This is a genomic window from Streptomyces flavotricini (assembly GCF_020639365.1).
GTDB lineage: Bacteria > Actinomycetota > Actinomycetes > Streptomycetales > Streptomycetaceae > Streptomyces > Streptomyces flavotricini.
This window is the reverse complement of record NZ_JAINUL010000001.1, coordinates 2,364,428-2,387,708: the sequence shown is the minus strand read 5'-3', so window position 1 is coordinate 2,387,708 and position 23,281 is coordinate 2,364,428. Positions and strand designations below refer to the sequence as shown.

At 71.4% G+C, this 23,281-nt stretch carries 12 protein-coding genes and 1 riboswitch; of the genes, 6 read left to right on the top strand and 6 right to left on the bottom strand.

Features of this window, described 5'->3' with window-relative positions:
- Positions 1-107: 107 nt before the first annotated feature.
- A complete protein-coding gene (locus K7B10_RS40805; protein WP_267501368.1) occupies positions 108-4,112 on the bottom strand; it encodes an FG-GAP-like repeat-containing protein in 4,005 nt (1,334 codons plus the stop codon).
- 452 nt (positions 4,113-4,564) lie between these two features.
- Between K7B10_RS40805 and K7B10_RS10775 the strand changes: the two genes are divergently transcribed.
- Together K7B10_RS10775 and K7B10_RS10770 are read left to right on the top strand one after the other, a co-directional pair.
- Positions 4,565-10,771, top strand: a complete 6,207-nt coding sequence (locus K7B10_RS10775; protein ID WP_229335899.1) for an RHS repeat domain-containing protein — start codon at positions 4,565-4,567, stop codon at positions 10,769-10,771.
- Positions 10,772-10,787: 16 nt separating this feature from the next.
- Positions 10,788-11,066, top strand: a complete 279-nt coding sequence (locus K7B10_RS10770; RefSeq protein ID WP_229335898.1) for a hypothetical protein — start codon at positions 10,788-10,790, stop codon at positions 11,064-11,066.
- A gap of 88 nt (positions 11,067-11,154) precedes the next feature.
- Here the strand turns inward: K7B10_RS10770 and cobN are convergent, their stop codons facing one another.
- On the bottom strand, positions 11,155-14,763 hold the full coding sequence (gene cobN / locus K7B10_RS10765; protein WP_229335897.1) for a cobaltochelatase subunit CobN: 3,609 nt from the start codon (positions 14,761-14,763) through the stop codon (positions 11,155-11,157).
- Between the two features lie 34 nt (positions 14,764-14,797).
- Positions 14,798-14,934: riboswitch (cobalamin riboswitch) on the bottom strand.
- Between the two features lie 138 nt (positions 14,935-15,072).
- Between cobN and cobG the strand changes: the two genes are divergently transcribed.
- Genes cobG through K7B10_RS10750 form a run of 3 tightly spaced genes read left to right on the top strand, consistent with a single transcriptional unit; the run spans position 15,073 to position 18,571 of the window.
- Positions 15,073-16,425 (top strand): precorrin-3B synthase, encoded by a 1,353-nt coding sequence (cobG, locus tag K7B10_RS10760; RefSeq protein ID WP_229335896.1) that lies wholly within the window; start codon positions 15,073-15,075, stop codon positions 16,423-16,425.
- A complete protein-coding gene (locus K7B10_RS10755) occupies positions 16,422-17,069 on the top strand; it encodes a precorrin-8X methylmutase (protein ID WP_229335895.1) in 648 nt (215 codons plus the stop codon). Before cobG ends, K7B10_RS10755 begins: the two co-directional genes overlap by 4 nt.
- Positions 17,066-18,571, top strand: a complete 1,506-nt coding sequence (locus tag K7B10_RS10750; RefSeq protein ID WP_229335894.1) for a precorrin-2 C(20)-methyltransferase — start codon at positions 17,066-17,068, stop codon at positions 18,569-18,571. The genes K7B10_RS10755 and K7B10_RS10750 overlap by 4 nt, the downstream gene beginning before the upstream one ends.
- Positions 18,572-18,593: 22 nt before the next feature.
- Here K7B10_RS10750 and K7B10_RS10745 read toward each other — a convergent pair whose 3' ends face one another.
- From K7B10_RS10745 to cbiE, 4 genes are read right to left on the bottom strand one after another with little or no spacing between them, the layout of a single operon-like run.
- Positions 18,594-19,283 carry a hypothetical protein gene (locus K7B10_RS10745; protein WP_229335893.1) on the bottom strand — a complete coding sequence of 230 codons (690 nt, stop codon included), beginning with the start codon at positions 19,281-19,283 and terminating at the stop codon, positions 18,594-18,596.
- A gap of 44 nt (positions 19,284-19,327) precedes the next feature.
- A complete protein-coding gene (locus K7B10_RS10740; protein WP_229335892.1) occupies positions 19,328-20,086 on the bottom strand; it encodes a cobalt-precorrin-6A reductase in 759 nt (252 codons plus the stop codon).
- Positions 20,076-20,825, bottom strand: coding sequence for a precorrin-4 C(11)-methyltransferase (gene cobM / locus K7B10_RS10735; RefSeq protein WP_229335891.1), 750 nt, complete (start codon positions 20,823-20,825; stop codon positions 20,076-20,078). The genes K7B10_RS10740 and cobM overlap by 11 nt, the downstream gene beginning before the upstream one ends.
- Positions 20,822-22,150: a precorrin-6y C5,15-methyltransferase (decarboxylating) subunit CbiE gene (gene cbiE / locus K7B10_RS10730; protein WP_229335890.1), complete on the bottom strand. Its 1,329-nt coding sequence runs from the start codon at positions 22,148-22,150 to the stop codon at positions 20,822-20,824. Before cbiE ends, cobM begins: the two co-directional genes overlap by 4 nt.
- 188 nt (positions 22,151-22,338) lie before the next feature.
- Between cbiE and K7B10_RS10725 the strand changes: the two genes are divergently transcribed.
- Positions 22,339-23,271: an oxidoreductase gene (locus K7B10_RS10725; RefSeq protein ID WP_229335889.1), complete on the top strand. Its 933-nt coding sequence runs from the start codon at positions 22,339-22,341 to the stop codon at positions 23,269-23,271.
- Positions 23,272-23,281: the final 10 nt, after the last annotated feature.

Here is a 23,281-nt window from a genome sequence, read left to right as displayed (position 1 = left end):
GAGTTCACCGCTTCAGGTGAATCGGATGCCGTTCGCGCGGCACGGCTGAGGGGTGAGGTCCCGTACGGGACCTCACCCCTCAACGTTCAGCGTTCCCGGCGGTGCCGTCAGAGGATGACGTCGTAGCCGTTCCAGCCGTTGCCGATCAGGACGCGGCCCTGGTTCGGCAGGAAATCGTAGAGCTCCCCGTTGTCGAGCACGCCGACGTGCTCCGCGGCGCCGTCGCTGTTGAGGTCGGTGGGGTACGGGGTCCATCCGCCGACCCACCAGCCGTTGCCCTCGAAGGTCTTGGCACCGAAGGAGATCTTGCCGTCCGCACCGGTGGCGTTGGGGAAGAGGTACACGTCTCCCTTGTCGGTGCGCCCCACGATGTCGATCTTGCTGTCACCGTTCATGTCGGCGTACCGCAGGGTCTCCCATCCGCCGGGCCAGAACCCGTTGCCGATGAACGTGCGTGCGCTGAGCGTGCTGGTGCCGGTTCCGCCGGCGCCCGGGTAGACCCACAGGTCGGCGTTCCCGTCACGGGCGAAGACGTCGGTGCGGCCGTCGAGATTGACGTCACCGAAGCCGAGGTCGTAGCCGTTCCAGCCGACACCGATGAGGTAGCGGGGAGCGAAGGAGTTGGTGTCGGTTCCGCCGGTACCCGGGAAGAGGTAGAGGTCGCCCTCCTTGGTGCGGCCGACGATGTCCGTGCGGCCGTCGTTGTTGAGGTCGGCGGTGTAGAGGTTCGTCCAGTAGTCGCGCCAGAACCCGTTGCCGATGAAGTAGCGGCTGCCGAGCGTGCCGGTGCCGGTCCCACCGGTCCCCTGGTAGACCCACACGTCGCCGTGCGGATCGCGCGCGAGGACGTCGGTGAACCCGTCGCCGTTGTAGTCGGGCCGGCTCTGCGAGCCGCTCGTCCACAGGCTCTGGCCGGAGCCGTTGTAGATCGCCAGCACACCGCGGCTCTGCAGCACGGCGTAGGAGTAGGGGGTGCCGGTCTTGCTGCTCCACAGGGCGGTGGTGCCGTTGGCGGCGTAGACGACGAAGTTGCCGTCGTTCTGCATACGGGCCATGGCGCCGTTGTTGCCGCCGGTGTTCGTGGACCAGATCTGCTTGTTGTCCTTGGTGGTCAGGACCAGGTTGCCGTCGGCCCGCATGACGAGCTTGGCGTTGCCGGAGTTGAACTCCTCGCCGGAGGCCAGGGTGGTGCCGGCCGGGATCTTCGCTCCGGGCACGGAGTCGATCTGGTAGGAGCCGGAGAAGGACGTGACGGTGCCGCCCGAGGCGACCGCGTTCCAGCCGAGGACCGTGTTGTCCGTCTGACGGGCCCACAGGTCGCTCACGCCGTCACCGGAGACGTCGCCGACCGAGCCGATCTGCGGGAAGGCGGCCTGGGTGACGCCGCTGCCGATCTTGGTGCGGGTCTGGGTGCCCCAGGTGGCGAGGTCGACGGCGGTGGTGCCGTCCGGGCTCTTCTTGCCGTAGGTGCGCAGGACGTCGCCGGTGGCGTTGTCCCGGAGCCAGAGGTCGGGAACCTTGTCCCCGTTGACGTCGCCGGGGGCGACGACGGTGTACTTGTCCCAGTCGGTGTTGCCGACGAGCACCGGCTTCCCGTTGTCGTCCAGGGTGCCGAAGATGCTGCCGTAGTACGCCCAGAGCTGCTTGCCCTGCTTGACCAGCAGATCGGGCGTGCCGTCCCCGTTGAGGTCGCCGGGCGCGAGGACCTGCTCGGCGTTGAACCAGTGGTCGTCACCGTTCCAGTCCGGACCGTAGTCGCATCCGGCGCCGGGATTCTTCACGGGGCACGCCACCGTCATCTCGACGGGGTCGCTGACCGCTCCCTGGCCGTCGTTGGCGTAGCTGAAGAGCTTCTTGGCCGTCATACCGGCCGGCTGTTCGAGGGAGACGAGGTCGTTGTACCCGTCGCCGGTCCAGTCGCCGAGCGCGTCGATGCGGGCGCCGTTGAAGTTCTTTCCGGCCCTGGTCCCGGGGGTGAACTTGCCGTTGCCCTGGCCGGCGTAGGTGAGGAGGTTGCCGAAGGAGTCACTGCTCCAGATGTCGCGGTTCCCGTCGCCGTTGAGGTCTCCGGGGGCGTCCAGGGCAGCCGAGCGGGTGGCGTAGAAGAGGTACGCCGTGGTGTCCGAGCGGTTGCCGGCCGCGTCCTGGCTGAAGGCGTAGACGAAGTGCGGACCCGCTCCGGGCGGGGTCAGCTGGACGCTGACCGAGGCACCGGGGGCCACGGTGGAGCTCTTCAGCTCGGGGTTCCAGTCGGTGTAGTACCCGTACCAGGTCACGTCCTGCACGCCGTTGGCGGCGAGGGTGAACGAGCCCGGCGTACGCGCCTTGCCGGTAGTGGCGGGCCAGCCGTTCTTGCCGTCGGGGAAGACGGTCGAGCTGATCTTCGGCGCCTTGGTCGGCCGGTTGCGGTCGACCGAGAACTTGCAGGTCTGCGACCAGGCGGAAGTTGCGTTGTCCTGATCGGTCGCGCGGACCTTCCAGGTGTAGTCGCCGTTGGGCAGGCTGGCGTCGGGGACGTTCCACGTGGCGACCTTGCCGTTGTTGGCGGGGACGGTCTGCGTGGCGACGGGAGTGCTCTGTCCCGCCTTGAAGACCTGGTACTCGGCGCTCAGGTTCCCGGAGTCGGGGTCCGAGACCGTCGAGTAGAGGCTGACCGTGGTGTTGCCGATCTTGCCGCCCTCGACGCAGGGCACCCACGGCGACGTGCCCGGGTCGGCGGGGGTCCGGGGCGGGTTGTTGTACTCCGTCTCCAGAGTGATCGTCTTCGGGTCGAAGCGCTTCCACTGGTACTGGTCGCCCTCGTTGGACGCGTACAGGCCCAGCGTCACGCTCGACCAGCCCTTGGACGCGGACTCCCGGGCGGCCGCGGTGGCGTCGAATTCGAGGTTGCCGGCGCCGCAGTCGGGGCGGCCCTTGGCGGCGGAGACGGTCGCCAGCTTGGTGCCCTTGCCGGGCTGGCTGTTCCACGTGGTCGCGGAGGAGATGGGGCCGGTGGTCCACAGCTCCACGGGGGTGGGCGTGCAGGACCAGGACCACGTCTCCTTGATGCGGAACGTGGACTTGGTGACCTGGGCGCCCTTGAGGTTGGCGGTGTCGAGCTGGAAGAAGGAGCGCGAGAGCCCGTTCGTGTCGCTCTCGTAGCCGACGCGGACGTCCTGCTTGGTGTTCCAGTACGAGTTCTTCGGCCAGCTGCGGTACGCCCAGGCCCAGTTCTGGCGCTCGCCCCAGGCGACCGAGGGGTCGATGAAGACGGGGTACTTCGTGGTGGCGCCGGTCAGGAGGGCCTGGTCGGGCTTGATCTCCAGGTTGCCGGCGGTCACGGCGGTGGGCATCTGCGCGTCCTTGGCCCCGGACGGGGTCACGAAGGCGTCGGCGGGCGCGGGGGGTTCGCCGCCGTCCGCCGCGGCGGCGAGCGAACGGGCCGCCGTCTTGGCCTGCGGAGCGGCGGCGGCACCGGTCGTGGTGGAGTCCCACATCATCGGCGCGGACGCGGTGAACACGGTCTGGCCCGCGGGGTTCACGGCGCTCAGCAGGCCGGTCGTGGCATTGGACGAGACGTTCAGGCCCACGGTGTCGAGCTTGAACTTCAGAGTGGCGAGGTCGGGGTGCTTGGCGGCCTCGGCCGTCTTGACGACGAGCAGCTCCGAGAAGCCCTCGACGTCGGCCTTCAGCTGCAGGTCCACGTCCGGCAGCACGTTGGCGTAGGTGGCCACGTTCGCGGCCAGAGTCGGCTTGGGCAGCGCCTTCGGCCAGGTCAGCGAGAGCGTACGGCCGTCCCTGACCCCGGTCAGCAGGGGCCCGGTGCCGCCGCCGGAGAAGGCGATGCTGACGGCCGACGCCTTCGGGGCCACGGTGCCGTCCGCCGCGAACTGCAGCGTCGGATCGGTCGCCACCCACGCGCCGGCCCGCCGCACGCGCACCGTCGTCCCGTACCGCTTGACGGTCCACTTGCCCGTCGGCAGCGCCCAGGTGTCCGAGGTCTCGGTCCGCGCCGAGGTCAGCTCGTAGGGCTGACCCGTTTCCTTCGCCTTGGCGAGCGCGAAGTCGGCCGGGCTCATGGAGCCGTCGGCGACCGGGTCGGTCGCGGCGACGGCGGTAGTCGGAGGCTGCATTACAGCCAATCCGGTGGCGACCATTCCGCTTATCAGGGCCACGGAAATGACCCTCGAAACCCCCCGCCCGCCCGGCGAACCGGGGAGGGCCTTATTTCTTCTCACGCACACTCCAACTGTTGGATATTCCGGGACGACTCTACGTGGCGCGCCCACATCTGCCCACTCTGACCTGCATCTTTTATGTCAGTCTTAGGCGTGCTGCCCTCATTGTTCCGCAAGATCCACTTTGCGGGAATTGCCGTTTACGGTAGCCCTATGGAATCCGTCAATGAGAGCCCGGAGTGGTGAATTTGCCCTGTTAGTCTGCGCCGGTAAATTCTTATGGATGGTGGGGGTGGGGTGTGAGAAAATCTCGCATGCGAGGACTTTCTGTGGCGTTGGCCGCAGCGGTCCTCTCGGGCATGCTCCCTGGCGCTGTTGCGGTAGCGGACAGCAAATCGGGGCCTTCGTTGTCGGAGCTGAAGCAGCCGAAGGCGGTGCCGGTCAAGCCGGTCCGTGCTGGTGGGGCGAAGAAGGCCGATGACGCGGCGACGCCGTGGAAGGCTCCGAAGGTCTCCTGGCCTGCGGCGGGTTCGGCGGAGGTCGACCTGGCCCCGGCTCCCGGCCCGGTGGGGAAGCTGTTCCTCTCCGGCGCGGCTCAGTCTCCTGTCGTCGGTTCGGGGGCGCAGCGGGCGGGCAAGCTCCCGGTCGCGGTGTACACCGCTCCGGGCAAGGCGGCCGAGGCGCCGTCGAAGGTGAAGGTCTCCGTCGCGGGCAAGGACGCGGCGCGCAAGGCCGGTATCGACGGCGTGCTGCTGTCGGTGGGCCGTTCTGACGGCTCGGCGCGGTCCGGGTCGGCCAAGGTCGAGGTGGACTACAACTCCTTCCGGGGCGCGTACGGCGGCGATTACGCCTCGCGTCTGCACCTGGTGGAGCTTCCGGCGTGTGCGTTGACGACGCCGGAGCGTGCGGAGTGCCGTACGCAGAAGCCGCTGCAGACGCAGAACGACACGCGCGCGGGCAAGCTGTCCGCGCAGGTCATGACGCCGGGCAGCACGGCGAAGTCGGCGGGAGCGAAGGCTGCTCCGGCTGCTGCAGGCTCTGCGGGCGCGACGGTCCTCGCGGCGACGGCGGGTGACGCCGGCCCGACGGGTGACTACAAGGCGACCTCGCTCCAGCCCTCGGGCTCCTGGTCCTCGGGCGGCTCCACCGGTGCTTTCAACTGGTCGTACGGGATCAACGTCCCCACTGTTGCGGGCGGTCAGGCTCCGCAGATCGGGCTGGATTACAGCTCGCAGTCGGTCGACGGCCGGATGAGCGCGGCGAACAGCCAGGCGTCCTGGATCGGTGACGGCTGGAATTGGGAGCCGGGGTTCATCGAGCGACGGTACAAGTCCTGTGAGGACGACAAGACCGGCGGCACGAACACCACAAAGGTGGGTGACCAGTGCTGGTTCAACGACAACGCCACCATGTCGCTGGGAGGCAAGTCGACCGAGCTGGTCTATGAGCAGGGCAAGGGCTGGCACCCGGCCACGGACTCGGGCGAGAGGGTCGAGAAGCTCACCGGTGCCAACAACGGCGACAACGACGGTGAGCACTGGAAGATCACCACGACCGACGGTACGCAGTACTTCTTCGGCCTGAACCGGCTGCCGGGCTGGAAGGACGCGTCCACGCCGACGACGAACTCCGCGTGGACGGTCCCGGTGTTCGGCAACCAGGCGGGGGAGCCCTGCTACAACGCCTCCTTCGCGAGCGGCTGGTGCCAGCAGGCCTGGCGCTGGCAGCTCGACTACGTCGTCGCCCCCGGCGGAGCCGCGATGGCGTACTACTGGAAGACCGAGACCAACAACTACACCCGCAACGTGTCGTCGACGACGGGCAAGGGCACGGTCACCCCGTACATCCGCGGCGGCTGGCTCGACCACATCGACTACGGCCTGCGCTCCGACAGCGTCTACACCGCCAAGGCGATGGGCCAGGTCACCTTCGACGTCTCCGAGCGCTGCCTGAGCACCTGCGGCACCTTCGACGAGACCAATTCGAAGAACTGGCCGGACGTGCCGTTCGACCTGTTCTGCAAGGACGGGTCCACCGAGTGCAAGGGCCAGTGGTCGCCGACCTTCTGGTCGCGAAAGCGCCTGACGGGGATCAACACCAAGGTCCTCACCGGTGGCGCGTACCAGGACGTCGACTCCTGGACCCTGGATCAGAACTTCCCGCCCGCGGGTGACGGCATCTCCACCCCGATGTGGCTGAAGTCCATCACCCGCACGGCGAAGTCGGGTTCCGCGACGGACATCCCGCTTCCCCCGGTCACGTTCGCCGGTGAGCAGCGGCCCAACCGTGTGGATGCCACCGGTGACGGGCTCGCGCCGTTCATCCGGCTGCGGATGTATCAGGTGACCACGGAGAGCGGTGGCACCATCGGTGTCACCTACTCGCAGCCCGACTGCACGCCCACCACGCTGCCGAAGCCGGACGAGACGAACACGACGCGCTGCTACCCGGTCAAGTGGGCCTGGGAAGGCGAGACGTCGAAGGTCGACTGGTTCAACAGCTATGTGGTGACCGAGATCGTGGAGGGGGACAACCTCGCCTCGACGCCGGACAAGGTGACCTCGTACGCCTACGTCGGTGGGGCGGCCTGGGACAAGGACACCAGCGAGTTCACCAAGGCCGACGACCGCGTGCACTCCGTCGCCCGTGGCTACGGGCTGGTGCAGACCCGCACGGGTGCGGCCTCCGACCCCAAGACGCTGTCGGAGACCCGGTACTTCCGTGGCCTGGACGGCAAGGAAGCCAAGGACTCGGCGGGCGTCGCGGTCACCGACCGGCCCGAGTTCGCCGGCATGGTCCGCGAGTCGGCCACCTACGAGGGCGACGACACGGCCAAGCTGATCAGCGCCACCTCCAAGACGCCCTGGCGGTCGGACCTCGTGGCCAAGCGGGTCCGTTCGGGCCTGCCCGACCTGGTCGCGTACAAGACCGGTACGGAGAAGGAGGCCACCCGCACCACCGTGACCGGTGGTACCCGAACGACCGAGACCTCCCGTCACTTCGACGAGTACGGCATGGTCGACTGGGAGTCGAATGCCGGCGACACCGCGAAGACGGGCGACGAGTCCTGCACCACGACCACCTACGCGCGCAACACCGCGAGCTGGATCCTGGACAGGCACAGCCGTGTCGAGACGGTGGGCGTGCCTTGCGGTACGGCCGTCAGCCGCCCCGTCGACGTGGTCTCCGACACCCGTACCTACTTCGACAACGGCGCGCTGGGCACCGTTCCGGCTTCGGGCCTGGTGACGAAGACCGAGAAGATCAACGGCAAGGGCGACGGCTACGACACCGTCTCCACCGTGCCGTCGACATGTGGCTCCGCGAAGAACGAGCTGTGTTTCGACGTCTACGGTCGGGCGCTCGCCACGGCGGACGCCTACGGCAAGGTCACCACGACGGCCTACAGTCCGGCTTCGGGCGAGGCGGCGTCCTCGATGACGGTGACGAACCCGCTGGGTCACACCACGACGTCGGACCTTGATCCGCTTCACTCGCAGCCGACCAAGGTCACTGACGCCAACGGCAAGGTGACGAGTACCGAGTACGACGCCCTCGGGCGGCTGGTGAAGGTCTGGCTGCCGAACTGGCCGATCGAGACGAACCCGAACGCGCCCAGCCGCGTGTTCGAGTACACGGTCCGCAATGACGGACCCAGCGTCGTCACGTCGAAGACGCTGACGCACGACTACAAGTACTCCACCGTCTACTCCATCCGGGACGGTCTGCTGCGCGAGCGCCAGACGCAGACGCAGTCGCCCGACCTGTCCGGGCGTCTGGTCACCGAGACGTTCTACGACACCCGCGGCCTGGCATGGCGGAGCTCCGGCTCCTACTACGCCGACGGTGCGCCCTCGCCCGACCTGGTGACGGGACAGGAGCTCAACTACCCGGCCTCCACCGACACCGTCTTCGACGGCGCCGGACGGCCCACCGCGGTGATCTCGAAGAAGTTCGGCACCGAGACCAAGCGGGCCACCACCAGCTACACCGGTGACACCACCACCGTGATCCCGCCCCAGGGCGGGACCGCGACCACCACGGTCGTCGACGCACTGGGCCGCACGGTGGAGACGAAGCAGTACACCAACGCCGCCCGCACGACCTCGCAGTCCACGCTGTACAGCTTCAACAAGCTGGGCCAGCTGGCTCAGGTCACCGACCCGGCCAACGCGAAGTGGACGTACACCTACGACGTCCGCGGCCGCCGGATCGAGGACAGTGACCCGGACAAGGGCGTCACCAAGACGGCCTACGACGGCGGTGACCGGGCAACCGACGTGACCGATGCCCGCGGCATCACCGTGCACACGGACTACGACGAACTCGGCCGCCCCACCACGGTGAAGCAGGGTGCGACGACCCTCACCGCTCAGGTCTACGACACGGTCGTCAAGGGGCAGGTGACGAAGTCCACGCGCTTCGTCGACGGCAAGGCGTACGAGTCGGAGGTCCTCTCCTACAACAACCTCTACCAGCCCCTCGCCACGAAGGTGACCATCCCCTCCACCCCGGACACCGGGGCGCTGGCCGGCACCTACCAGTGGACGAACACCTACAACATCGCCGGTCAGCTCCTGACGACCAAGCAGCCCGCCATGGGCGACCTCCCGGCGGAGACGGTCGGCAGCACCTACAAGTCGGTCTCCGGGCTCCTCAACTCCATGGCCGCCGGCAGCAGCCGTCTCGTCTCGGCCATGACCTACGACCACTACGGCCGCAGCACCCGCCAGGAACTCGGAGCCGTCGGCCAGCGCCTGTACCGCTCCACCGAGTACGACGAGCACACCGGCGCCGTCAGCCGTTCCTACACCGACCGTGACCTCGCCCCCCAGCGGATCGAGGACACCAAGTACACCAGCGACCCCGCTGGCAACCTGACCTCGATCGCCACGGCGTACGGGCAGGACGCCGCCCGCACCACCGACACCCAGTGCGTCAACATCGACGCCCTGCGCCGCATCACCGAGGCGTGGACCAACAAGGGCGAAGCCTGCGCGGCAACCCCGTCGGCGACGGTCGTCGGCGGTGAGGACCCGTACTGGACCACGTACACCTACGACGCGGTCGGCAACCGCAAGACCGAGACCAAGCACAAGACGGCCTCGGGCCCGACCGCAGACACCGTCCGCACGTACGCGGCGCCGACCACAGGAAAGCACGACCTCACCAAGGTCACCCAGACCGGCACCGACGTCCACGACGAGACGTTCACCTACGACGAGAGCGGCAACACCAAGACCCGCAAGAGCGGCACCGGTGACACCCAGTACCTCGACTGGGACACCGAAGGCCACCTGAAGACCCTCACCCAGGGCACGGCCGGCAACTCCTTCCTCTACGACGCCGCGGGCCAGCGCCTGCTCCGCAAGGACACCAAGAGCACCACGCTCTACCTTCCGAGCGGCAATGAACTCCACCTGGACAAGACCGGAAAGGTCACCGGCACCCGCTACTACGACGGCGTCGCCATGCGCGAGGGCGGCAAGCTCACCTTCACGCTCACCGACCACCACGGAACCGGCACCACCCAGATCACCGCGGACACCACCCAGGCCGTCACCCGCCGCAAGACCGGCCTGTTCGGCGAGGCCCGCGGCAGCCAGCCGGCCGGCTGGGTCGGCGACAAGACGTTCGTCGGCGGAACCAAGGACACCGACAGCGGGCTCACCCACATCGGCGCCCGCGACTACGACCCCGTGACCGGACGGTTCATATCCGTCGACCCGATCATGGACCTCAAGGATTCGCAGCAGCTCCACGGATACACCTACTCCAACCAGAACCCGTTCACGTTCTGGGACCCCACCGGCAAGCAACTCGAAGAGTGCGCCAGCGGCATGTACAAGTGCCACAACGGCAACGACCCGTACGACTACGGCAACCGCTACGAGACCATCGTGGAATCCGTCGGCGGCACCGTGTCGGAGGACTATGTCCGCTACAAGCACTACGGGTGCCAGAACCTGGCATGCTCCAGCTCGAGCGGCTCAGGACGCTCCGGCGGTTCGAGCGGGCGTTCCGGCGGTTCGAGCGGCCGGTCCGGCAACGGCACCCAGGCGCCGCCTCCGCCGCCGCCCCCGGTCGTGGTGCTCGCGGCCTCCGAACCCCATCCGCAGAGCGACAGCCGAAGCCTGTGGGAGAAGGCAACGGGGTGGTTCAGTGACAAGTGGGACAAGTACGTCCTGCCTCTTGAGGCGAACGACACCAGCGGGGTATGTCTGGGCGGTTCGCTCGGGCTCGGCGGAGGTGGCAATGCCTCTGTCTGCCTGCTTGCGACCGACCGCCCGGACGGCAAGACCGACTACGGAGTGAGTTTCAGCAAGGGCACCGAGGCCGCCTCGTTCGGAGGCAACCTGCAGATTTCGGGTATGCGCAGTAATGCGACGGACTTCGAGCAGCTGCGAGGTGACGGCTGGGGCGGTACCGCGACGGTGTCCTACGGGCTGTCGGTCTCGACGGCCCATGAGAGGTCGATCGGCTCCAGAAACAGCCGCAACGAGCCCGTGGGAACCACCAGCTTCAGCGCGGGTGCAGGTGTCGGTGCGGAGGTAGGCGTCAGTCAGACCTACGGCACCAGGATCGGGCACCTGTTCACCATGGACTGGAGGTGAAAGTAGAGTGGCATACATGACGGACGAGGCTCACGCGATGATCACCACGGCAGGACGGGTGTCTTCCGAGGCGAGCGTGCCCTCCATCGTCTTCATGGCACTGTTCGCTGCGGTCGGGCTCCTGCTGGCACTCAATGTCAAGGGAATCGCAGACCGGTTCAATGACCTGATGGCCACCGTGACGTTCGGTGTCTTTGACGCCTACCAGACCGGTGTGTACCGGTTCATCGGAGCAGGCCTTGCGTTGTTCGGATGTATCGGAGTCGCGGTCGAGGTGACCGTCGGGCTCAGCTGACGCTGCAGGGGCATCGTCTCCCCGCTACGGAAAAAGCCGTCCTCCTCACCTGTCACAGGTGAGGAGGACGGCCTTTTACCGGGCGCGGCTACTCCGAGTCGGCCTCCAGGTTGCCCTCCGTGTCCAGGTAGACCTGGCGGAGGGATTCCAGGATCTGGGGGTCCGGCTTTTCCCACATGCCGCGGGACTCGGCCTCCAGGAGGCGTTCCGCGATGCCGTGCAGGGCCCAGGGGTTGGCCTCCTCCAGGAAGGCGCGGTTGGTCGGGTCCAGGACGTACGTCTCCGTCAGCTTGTCGTACATCCAGTCCGCCACCACGCCCGTCGTGGCGTCGTAGCCGAAGAGGTAGTCCACCGTCGCCGCCAGCTCGAAGGCGCCCTTGTAGCCGTGGCGGCGCATCGCCTCGATCCACTTCGGGTTGACCACACGGGCGCGGAAGACGCGGGACGTCTCCTCCACCAGCGTGCGGGTCTTGACCGTCTCCGGGCGGGTCGAGTCGCCGATGTACGCCTCCGGGGCCGTGCCCCGCAGGGCGCGGACCGTGGCCACCATGCCGCCGTGGTACTGGAAGTAGTCGTCCGAGTCGGCGATGTCGTGCTCGCGGGTGTCCGTGTTCTTCGCGGCCACCGTGATCCGCTTGTACGCCGTCTCCATCTCGGCGCGGGCCGGGCGGCCCTCCAGGCCGCGGCCGTACGCGTAGCCGCCCCAGACCGTGTAGACCTCCGCGAGGTCGGCGTCCGTACGCCAGTCGCGGGAGTCGATCAGCTGGAGGATGCCGGCGCCGTACGTGCCCGGACGCGAGCCGAAGATGCGGGTCGTCGCGCGGCGCTCGTCGCCGTGTTCGGCCAGGTCCGCCTGCGCGTGGGCCCGGACGAAGTTCTGGCCGGCGGGCTCGTCCAGCCCCGCCGCCAGCCGTACCGCATCGTCCAGCAGCCCGATGACGTGCGGGAACGCGTCCCGGAAGAAGCCCGAGATGCGCAGGGTCACGTCGATGCGGGGACGGCCCAGCTCGTCGAGCGGGATCGGCTCCAGGCCCGTGACGCGGCGCGAGGCCTCGTCCCAGACCGGGCGGACGCCCAGCAGGGCGAGCGCTTCCGCCACGTCGTCGCCGGAGGTGCGCATCGCGCTCGTGCCCCACAGGGACAGGCCGACGGAGGCCGGCCATTCGCCGTTGTCCGTGCGGTAGCGGGTGAGCAGGGAGTCGGCCAGGGCCTGGCCCGTCTCCCACGCGAGGCGGGAGGGGACGGCCTTCGGGTCGACCGAGTAGAAGTTCCGGCCCGTGGGCAGGACGTTCACCAGCCCGCGCAGGGGGGAACCGGACGGGCCCGCCGGGACGAAGCGGCCGTCGAGGGCCGCCACCACGTTCGCGATCTCGTCCGTCGTGCCGGCCAGCCGCGGGACCACCTCGCGGGCGGCGAAGTCCAGTACGGCCGCCACGTCGGCCGAGTGACCGGCCGCGACCGAAGCCACCGCCTCCGGAGCCCAGTTCGCGTCCTCCATCGCCTGGACCAGCGCGCGGGCCGCCTCCTCCGCCTCGTCGGCGGTCGTACGGGTGGCCGCGGACTCGTCCAGGCCGAGCGCCTCGCGCAGGCCGGGCAGGGCCGTCGTACCGCCCCAGATCTGGCGGGCGCGCAGGATCGCGAGGACCAGGTTGACCCGGGCCTCACCGGTCGGGGCGCCGCCCAGGACGTGCAGGCCGTCGCGGATCTGGGCGTCCTTGACCTCGCACAGCCAGCCGTCCACGTGCAGCAGGAAGTCGTCGAAGCCCTCGTCGTCCGGGCGCTCCTCCAGCCCCAGGTCGTGGTGGAGCTTCGCGGCCTGGATCAGCGTCCAGATCTGCGCGCGGATCGCCGGCAGCTTCGCCGGGTCCATCGCCGAGATCTGCGCGTACTCGTCGAGGTGCTGCTCCAGGCGGGCGATGTCGCCGTACGACTCCGCGCGCGCCATCGGCGGCACCAGGTGGTCGACCAGGGTGGCGTGCACGCGCCGCTTGGCCTGGGTGCCCTCGCCCGGGTCGTTGACCAGGAACGGGTAGATCAGCGGCAGGTCGCCGAGCGCGGCATCGGGCGCGCAGGCCGCCGACAGGCCGGCGTTCTTGCCCGGCAGCCACTCCAGGTTGCCGTGCTTGCCCAGGTGGATCATCGCGTCGGCGCCGAAGCCGCCGTCCTGCGCGCTCGCCTGGATCCAGCGGTACGCGGCCAGGTAGTGGTGCGAGGGCGGCAGGTCCGGGTCGTGGTAGATCGCGATCGGGTTCTCGCCGAAGCCGCGCGGCGGCTGGATCAGGATGAGCAGGTTCCCGCGGCGCAGCGCCGCGAGGACGATGTCGCCCTCCGGGTTGGCCGAGCGGTCCACGAACATGTTGCCGGGGGCCTCGCCCCAGTGCTCCTCGACGCTTTCGCGCAGCTCGGCGGGGAGCTCGGCGAACCACCGCTTGTAGTCGGCGGCCGGGATGCGGACCGGGTTGCGGGCCAGCTGTTCCTCGGTCAGCCAGTCCTGGTCGTGGCCGCCGGCCTCGATCAGGGCGCGGATCAGCTCGTCGCCGTCGCCCGACACCAGGCCGGGGACGTCCTCGACGGGACCGAAGTCGTATCCGCCCGCGATGAGGGTGCGCAGCAGCTCCACGGCGCTGGCCGGGGTGTCGAGACCGACCGCGTTGCCGATGCGGGAGTGCTTGGTGGGGTATGCGGAGAGGACGAGCGCGATCTTCTTGTCGCGCCGCTCGATGTGGCGCAGCCGGGCGTGCCGGACGGCGATGCCGGCCACGCGGGCGGCACGCTCAGGGTCGGCCACGTACGCGGGCAGGCCGTCCTCGTCGAGCTCCTTGAAGGAGAACGGGACGGTGATCAGGCGGCCGTCGAACTCGGGCACGGCGACCTGCGTCGCGGCGTCGAGCGGGGACAGTCCCTCGTCGTTCTCCTCCCAGGCGCTGCGCGAGCCCGTCAGGCACAGGGCCTGCAGGATCGGTACGCCGAGCCCGGCCAGCGCGCCCGCGTCCCAGGACTCGTCGTCGCCGCCGGCCGAGGCCGTCGCGGGCTTGGTGCCGCCGGCCGCGAGCACCGTGGTGACGATCGCGTCCGCCGACTCCAGCTGGGCGATGAGCTCCGGCTCGGGGGTGCGCAGGGAGGACACGTACAGCGGTACGGGCGTCCCGCCGGTCTCCACGATCGCGTCGCAGAGCGCGTGCACGAAGGCGGTGTTGCCGCTCATCTGGTGGGCGCGGTAGTACAGCACCGCGATGCGCGGGCCGTACGGGCGCACCGGGGTGCGCTCCAGCGGGCCCCAGGTGGGCGCCGCGGCGGGCGGCTCGAAGCCGTGGCCGGTGAGCAGCACGGTGTCGGAGAGGAAGCGCGCCAGCTGGTCCAGGTTGGCGGGGCCGCCGTGGGCGAGGTAGCCGTGCGCCTCGGCGGCGATGCCGATCGGGACCGTCGAGGCCTCCATCAGCTGGGCGTCCGGGGCCTGTTCGCCGGTGAGGACGACCACCGGGCGGGTCTGGGCCGGCGCCAGGAGCAGGTCGAGCCCGTCCTGCCAGGCGCGCAGGCCGCCCAAGAGGCGTACGACGACCAGGTCGACGCCGTCGAGCAGGGCGGGGAGGTCGTCGAGGGGAAGGCGGGAGGGGTTCGCGAACCGGTACGGCACGGGGCCGTCCGCGGCGCGGGCGCTGAGCAGATCGGTGTCGGACGTCGACAGCAGCAGGATCATGCGGCGGCATGCCTTCCTCGGGGTTTCCGCGCCCCGGGCAGTGAGGACAGCGGGAGTTCCTGACTCACCCGGCGGATCGCTCCGCGGGGTTCACAGTGGCGGGACCGCGCCGGATTCGCACCGGGCTTCCTCCCAGCGGGCCACGTGGCTCCGCCGGTGGTCATCTTAGGTGGCGTTCTCTCCGGCCGGGAGTGGGGGTGGCCGCGCCCGGGGAGCGGATCGGGGCAGGTCGGGCGGAGGACGGGGCGCACGGGGCGGGTGGTGACGGACACAGGCCGGGGTCGGGGAATCGTGGGTATGCTCGCCGCCATGCCGCCCCAGCCCCCTTCCGCCGCATCGCCGGACGAACCGGTCATACGTGACCGCGGTGACGCCTGCCCCGGTGCGCTGCGGCTGCACGCGGCGGACGACGGGTACCTGGCCCGGATCCGGATACCCGGCGGGATGCTCGAAGCGGACGCGGCCCTGCTGCTGGCCGACGCGGCGGACCGGCTCGGCGACGGGCACATCGACCTCACCTCGCGCGGCAACGCCCAGTTGCGCGGACTCGGCGCGAGCTGCGGGGGTGAGCTGCAGGGCGTGCTCGTACGCGCCGGGCTGCTGCCCGCGCCCACCCACGAGCGGGTCCGCAACATCGTCGCCTCGCCGTTGACCGGCCTGGACCGGCGCGGGCTGCCCGACGTGGCTCCCTGGGTCGCGGAGCTGGACCGGCTGCTGTGCGCGAGCGGGGCGGCGGCCGCCCTGTCCGGGCGCTTCCTGTTCGCCCTCGACGACGGACGCGGGGACGTGACCTCGCTCGACGCCGATGTGAACCTGGCCGCGGTCCCGGACGGGGAACGGGCCCTGCTGTGGACCGCCGACCCCGCGGACGCGCTGCTCGTCGCCGCCGCCGACGGACCGAAGGCCGCGCTCGTCGCCGCCTCGTACTTCCTGGACGCCGTCCGCCGGGCCGGTACCCGGGCCTGGCGGGTGTCCGAGCTGCCCGCCGAACAGGCCCTGTGTTCCGGCGGGTTGGGGGATCGGCTGACCGCCTCCGGGATCCCGTCCCGCGTCGTGGGGGGCTCCGCCGCCCCGAGCGGTACGGCCCCCGAACCGGGCGTGGTGGAGGGGCCCGACGGCACCGCGGCGCTCAGCGTGTTGGCGCCGCTGGGCCGCCTGACCACCGCGCAGTGGCGCCACCTGGCCCGCCTCACGGGCCGTGTCCGTCTGACCCCTTGGCGCGGGATCGTCGTTCCCGGTCTGCCCGCCGGTGCCGCCGGGGACGCCCTCGCCGGGCTCGCCGGAGCCGGGCTCGTGACCGACCCCGACGATCCCTGGCGGTCCGTCACCGCCTGTACGGGGCGGCCGGGTTGCGCGAAATCCCGCGCCGACGTACGCGCCGACGCGCGTGCCGTCGTGGCGCTGGCGCGGCCGCGGCCACAACCCCAGGAGCCGCACGCGCACCCGCAGGGGATCCGACCGCTGCCCGTGCACTGGTCCGGCTGCGAACGCCGGTGCGGGCACCCCCGCGGCACCGCCTGGGCGGACGTGGTCGCCACCGCCGACGGGTACGACCTGACCGCGACCGGCCACGCCCCGCACCGCGGCGTCCCCGCCTCCGAACTTCCCGCGGCCCTCGCGGCCGTACGCCGCACCACCTCCCACGACGCAGCGAAGAAATGAGCGAGTACACAGTGTTCGAGTACGAGAAGGACGGCGCGGCGATCTACCGCCAGTCCTTTGCCACGATCCGCGCCGAGGCGGACCTCTCCGGGCTGCCCGCCTCCGTCGCCCAGGTCGCGGTGCGCATGATCCACGCCTGCGGAATGACCGACCTGCCCCAGGACCTCGGCTACACCCCGGACGTCGTGCTCCGCGCGCGGGCCGCGCTGCACGCCGGCGCGCCGATCCTCTGCGACGTGCAGATGGTCGCCAGCGGTGTCACCCGCAAGCGGCTGCCCGCAGACAACGAGGTGATCTGCACCCTCTCCGACCCCGCCGTCCCGGCCCTCGCCGCCAAGATGGGCACCACGCGCAGCGCCGCCGCCCTCGAAGTCTGGCGTGACCGCGGTCTGCTGGAGGGCTCCGTGATCGCCGTCGGCAACGCGCCGACCGCGCTGTTCCGGCTGCTGGAGATGATCGAGGAGGGCGCCCCGCGCCCCGCCGCCGTCATCGGCGTCCCGGTCGGCTTCATCGGCGCCGCCGAGTCCAAGGACGCGCTCGCCGCCCACGCCTCCGGGCTCGACCACCTGATCGTGCGCGGCCGGCGCGGCGGCAGCGCCATCGCGGCCGCCGCCGTCAACGCGATCGCGAGCGAGGAAGAATGAGCACCGCAGCCGGTACCGGAAAGCTGTACGGCGTCGGGCTCGGTCCCGGCGACCCCTCCCTGATGACCCTGCGGGCCGTCGAGGTGATCGCCGAGGCACAGGTCGTCGCCTACCACAGTGCCCGCCACGGCCGCTCCATCGCCCGCTCGATCGCCGCCGCGCACCTGCGCGCCGACCACATCGAGGAGCCGCTGGTCTACCCGGTCACCACCGAGACCACGGACCACCCCGGGGGCTACCAGGGGGCGATGGAGGAGTTCTACGAGGCCTCCGCCGCCCGCCTCGCCGCGCACCTCGACGCCGGCCGGACCGTGGCCGTGCTCGCCGAGGGGGACCCGCTCTTCTACGGCTCGTACATGCACATGCACAAGCGGCTCGCCGACCGGTACGAGGCCGAGGTGATCCCCGGCGTGACCTCGGTGAGCGCCGCCGCGGCCCGCCTCGGCACCCCGCTCGTCGAGGGCGAGGAGGTGCTGACGATCCTGCCCGGCACCCTGCCCGAGGAGGAGCTCACCGCCCGCCTCGCCGCCACCGATTCCGCGGTCGTGATGAAGCTCGGCCGCACCTTCCCGGCCGTACGCCGGGCGATGGAGGGCAGCGGCCGCCTCGCGGAGGCCCGGTACGTGGAGCGCGCCACCATGGCGGGGGAGCGGACCGGCGTCCTCGCCGACACCGACCCCGACAGCGTCCCGTACTTCGCCGTCGCCGTCGTGCCCAGCCGCATCGGGAACCCGGGCAGCGTGCCGTCCGGCCCCGGCGAGGTCGTGGTCGTCGGCACCGGACCGGCCGGGCCGCTCTGGCTCACCCCCGAGACGCGGCGGGCCCTGGCCGACGCCGAGGTGCTCGTCGGGTACACGACGTACCTGGACCGGGTCCCCGCGAAGCCGGGCCAGATCCGGCACGGTTCCGACAACAAGGTGGAGTCGGAGCGCGCCGAGTTCGCGCTCGACCTGGCCCGCCGCGGCAAGCGCGTGGCCGTGGTCTCCGGTGGAGACCCGGGCGTCTTCGCCATGGCCACCGCCGTCCTGGAGGTCGCCGGGCAGCCCGAGTACAAGGACGTGCCCGTACGGGTCCTGCCGGGGGTGACCGCCGCCAACGCGGCAGCGGCCGCGGCCGGGGCCCCGCTCGGCCACGACTACGCCACCATCTCCCTGTCGGACCGGCTCAAGCCGTGGGAGGTCATCGCGGAGCGGCTGCGCGCCGCCGCCGCGGCGGACCTGGTGCTCGCCCTGTACAACCCGGGCTCGCGCAGCCGGACCTGGCAGGTGGCCCAGGCCAAGGAGCTGCTGCTGGAGCTGCGTTCGGAGCGGACCCCGGTGGTCGTCGCGAGGGACGTGGGCGGTCCGGAGCAGTCGGTCCGCGTCCTTGCGCTCGGCGAACTGGAGCCGTCCGAGGTGGACATGCGCACGATCCTGCTGATCGGCTCCTCGCAGACCCAGGTCACCGAGCGCCCGGACGGCACCCGCGTGACGTGGACCCCGCGCCGCTACCCGGAGGCCTGACCGGTGGGCCGGGCGGCCCTCCTCAGCACTGCCAGAGGAACGCCGCCCGGCCGCAGGGCTCACAGGCGTGCGCATAGGCGCTGCCGGAACCGAAGTTGGGGGCGGTGAGGGGGTCCGGACCCTCCTCCAGCCGGGCGACGAACTCCATCGGCCTGCCGCAGTCCGTGCAGTCGGGCGTCTCGTCGTTCTGAAGCCAGTCGGGGGCGCCGCCGAGCTGTCCGAGGACGTGGCGCGTCGGGCGCCCGCTCTGCCCGGACCAGGCCTTGCAGGCGGTCCGGTACTCCGGCTCGGCCACCGTCACCCGCTCGACGGTACGGACCGCACCGAGCTGCCGAACGTCCTCGTCTTCGTCTTCGTCCTCGTATTCGTCGTGCTCGTGCTCGTGCTCGTCCTCGTCCGCGTCCTCGGCGGTGGGGAGGGCGGGCAGCGGTACCGGCACCAGCCCGGTCGGCGGGAAGAGGTAGGCCCTGTTGCCGCCGGACGTTGCGCTCCACTCCTCGCAACTGCCCGGATCGTTCGCGCACATGAAGACGGCGAGGACCCCGCGCCCGCCGTCGAGGACCATGTGCGCGATGAACTGGAGCGGCCCCGAGCAGGCCGTACACGTGGGCCACTGCGTGCCCGCGGGCGCCAGCGGAAGGCCGCCGACGCGGGTGACCGGGGCATCGGGTGCGGCGGAGCCGCTGTGGATCAGCAGAGTGGTGTCGCTCATGCCGAGGAGAGTAGGAGACTCCTCTGACAACGTCCGGGCAGGACCTACCCCGGGGTTCGCGCGAGCCACTCCAGGGCCGCCCGCGGGCACTGCGCCTCCGCAACGCCCTCCGGTACGGGGGGCCTGCGGACCACCAGGACCGGGATGCCGGCCTCGCGGGCCGCGGTGAGCTTGGGGGCGGTCGCGGAGCCGCCGCTGTCCTTCGTGACCAGCACGTCGATCCGGTGCCGGGCCAGCAGCTCCCGCTCGCTGTCCAGGGTGAACGGACCCCGGGCGAGCAGGACTTCGAGCCGCGGCGGCACGGGTGCGTCCGGCGGATCGACCGAGCGCACCAGGAACCAGGTGTCGGCCAGGTGCGCGAACGCGTGCAGGCCCATGCGGCCGGTGGTCAGGAAGGCCCGGCCGCCCAGTTCCGGCAGCCGTACGGATGTCTCGGCGAGCGAGTCGGTGAAGTGCCAGTCGTCCCCGGGACCGGGGGACCAGCCGGGACGGCGCAGCGCCAGCAGCGGGACCCCCGTGAACGCCTGCGCCTCGGAGGCGTGGAAGCTCATCCGCTCCGCGAACGGGTGGGTGGCGTCGACCACGTGCGTCACGTCGTGGGCGACGATCCAGCCCGCGAGCCCGGTGACCCCGCCGAAGCCGCCGATCCGCACCTCGCCCGGCGGCAGCACGGGTGCGGACACCCGGCCCGCGAGCGAGGTGGTCACGCGGTACGAGGGATCCCCGGCCAGCGCCTCCGCAAGGCGGCGGGCCTCCGTCGTACCGCCCAGGATCAGGACGTGGCGGGGCGGATCAGCAGACATGCCGGTCGCGCTCGGGGGAGTACAGGTGGCTGTCGCGGAACTGCTCGGCGCCGAGCGTACGGCCCACGATGATCACCGCGGTGCGGACCAGGCCCGCCTCCTTCACCTGGGCGGCGATGTCGGCCAGAGTGCCGCGCAGGATCAGCTCGTCGGGGCGGCTGGCCATCGCCACCACCGCCACCGGGCACTGGGCCCCGTAGTGCGGCAGCAGTTCGGAGACGACCCGGTCCACGTAGCGCGTGGCCAGGTGCAGCACGAGCAGCGCGCCGCTGCGGCCGAGCGTGGCCAGGTCCTCGCCGGGCGGCATCGGCGTGGCCTGCTGGGCGATCCGGGTCAGGATCACGGTCTGGCCGACCGTCGGCACCGTCAGCTCCCGCTTCAGCGCCGCCGCCGCCGCGGCGAACGCCGGGACGCCGGGCACCACCTCGTACGGGATGCCGGCCGCGTCGAGCCGCCGCATCTGCTCCGCGACCGCGCTGAAGACCGACGGGTCGCCGGAGTGGAGCCGCGCCACGTCCTCGCCCGCCGCGTGGGCCCGTACGCACTCGGCGATGATCTGGTCGAGGTTCAGCTGAGAGGTGTCGACCAGGCGGGCGTCCGGCGGGCACTCGGCCAGCAGTTCGCGCGGGACCAGGCTGCCCGCGTACAGGCAGACCGGGGCGGCGGCGAGCCGCCGGGCACCGCGCACCGTGATCAGGTCGGCGGCGCCGGGGCCCGCGCCGATGAAGTACACGGTCATGTCGTCTCCTGGTCCTTCGCGGTCACTTCGGTCTGTTCGGTCTTCTCGGTCTCTTCGTGGGCCGCCGCGGGCCGGTCCGTCCGAGGCCAGGGCTTCGTCACCGACCACTGGGTGACCGGCATCGCCTGCCGCCAGCCCGTGAAACCGCCGACCGGCACCGCGTGCGCGACGGCCAGCTTGACCAGGTCGCCGCCGTGGCGCCGGTAGCGCTCGGTGAGGACCGCCTCCGACTCCAGCGTCACGGTGTTGACCACCAGCCGGCCGCCGGGGGCCAGCGCCGCCCAGGCCGCGTCCAGCAGGCCCGGCGCGGTCAGCCCGCCGCCGATGAACACCGCGTCCGGGACCGGCAGCCCGGCCAGCGCCCCGGGCGCGGCGCCGGTGACCACGCGCAGCCCCGGGACGCCGAGCGCGGCGGCGTTGCGGGTGATGCGGGCGGCCCGCTCCGGGACGCGCTCCACGGCCACCGCCCGGCAGGAGGGGTGCGTCCGCATCCACTCGATGCCGATGGAGCCGGAGCCGCCGCCGATGTCCCACAGCAGCTCTCCGGGGGCCGGCGCGAGGGCGCACAGGGTGGCGGCCCGGACGTGGCGCTTGGTGAGCTGGCCGTCGTGCTCGTACGCGGTGTCGGGCAGGCCGGGGGTCGCGCCGAGCCGCGGGACGGCGCTGTGCCCGTCCCGGCGGCAGTCCACGGCCACCACGTTGAGGGGGTCGCCCGGCGCGTGGTCCCAGCTCTCGGCCCGTCCCTCGTACGTGTCCTCGCGCTCGGAGCCGAGCTGTTCCAGCACCCGCATCCGGCTCGGGCCGAAGCCCCGCTCTCGAAGCAGAGCGGCGATCTCGTTCGGGGTCACCGCTCCGGCGCTGAGCACCAGCACCCGCCGGCCCTCGTACAGCGCGGCCGCGAGCCGGGCCACCGGGCGGCCGACCACCGTGACCACCTCGGTGTCCTCCACCGGCCAGCCCAGGCGGGCGCAGGCGTACGAGACCGAGGAGGGGTGCGGGTGGACCCGCAGGGCGTCCGGCCCGAGCTCCTCGGCCAGCGCCCGGCCGATCCCGTAGAACATGGGGTCGCCGCTGGCGAGCACCGCGATCCGGCGGCCCGCGTACTCGGCCATCAGCTTCGGCACGGCGGGCCGCAGCGGGCTCGGCCAGGCCACCCGCTCGCCCGGGCAGTCGCCGGCCGGCAGCAGGTCCAGCTGGCGCGGCCCGCCGATCAGCACCTCGGCGCCGGTCAGCGCGGACCGCGCGGCGGCGGTGAGCCCGGCCCAGCCGTCGGCGCCGAGGCCGACGACCGACACGGGTCTGGGGGGCGGCGGTGCGGAGCTCACTGCGCGGTACCTCGGGAACGGGAAGGGGAGCGGGCGGGTGGACCCGCAGCCTACTGGCCGGGGTACCGGCCCCCGGCTCCACCCCCGCGAAGGGAGAGGTCTACCCTCGGTAACCCCACGGTGACCGAGACCGTGGCCCCACGCCCCACGGCTCGACCGTCTTGACCCCACGTCGCGAGGGAGCTCACATGACTGGCTGGAACGCCGAGAACATCCCCGACCAGAGCGGCCGCACCGCCGTCGTCACGGGTGCCAACAGCGGCATCGGGTACGTGGCCGCCCGCGAGCTCGCCCGGCGCGGCGCCGACGTGGTGCTGGCCTGCCGCAGCTCGGCGCGCGGCCGGGCCGCCGTGGTCCGGCTGCGCGCCGAAGTCCCGGGCGCCGAGGTGGAGTTCATCCCGCTGGACCTGGCCGACCTGGCCTCCGTAAGGGAGTTCGCGCACGTCCACGGGCAGCGCCGCACCTCCCTCGACCTGCTCGTGAACAATGCCGGCGTGATGGCGCTGCCGTACGGGCGGACCGCCGACGGTTTCGAGACCCAGTTCGGGGTCAACCACCTCGGCCACTTCGCGCTGACCGGACTGCTCCTGCCCCAGCTGCTGGCCGCGGCCCCGGGGGCCCGGATCGTCACCGTCTCCAGCGGTTTCCACGCGCTCGGCGACGTCGACCTCGACGATCCGAACGGCGAGCACGGCTACCGGCGCTGGATCGCCTACGGCCGCTCCAAGACCGCCAACCTCCTCTTCACGCACGAGCTGGCCCGGCGCCTCGAAGCCCGCGGCTCCGGGATCGTCGCAGCCGCCGCGCACCCCGGCTACGCCTCGACCAACCTGCACGCCGGGGCCTCGCGGCAGGAGGGCCACCGGCCCATGTCGCGGCTGATGGGCCTCGGCGCCGCCGTACTCGCCCAGTCCGCCGCCTCCGGCGCGCTGCCCACGCTGTACGCGGCCACCGCGCCGGGGGTGCGGCCCGACGCCTTCTACGGACCGCGGCTCGGCTGGCGCGGGGCGCCGGCCCGCTCCTGGCGGGCGAAGTGGACCCTGGACGACGCGTCCGGCGAACGGCTCTGGGCGCTCTCGGAGAAGCTGACCTCCGTCCCGTACGGGATCCCCGCCCGCTGAGCGGGCGGGG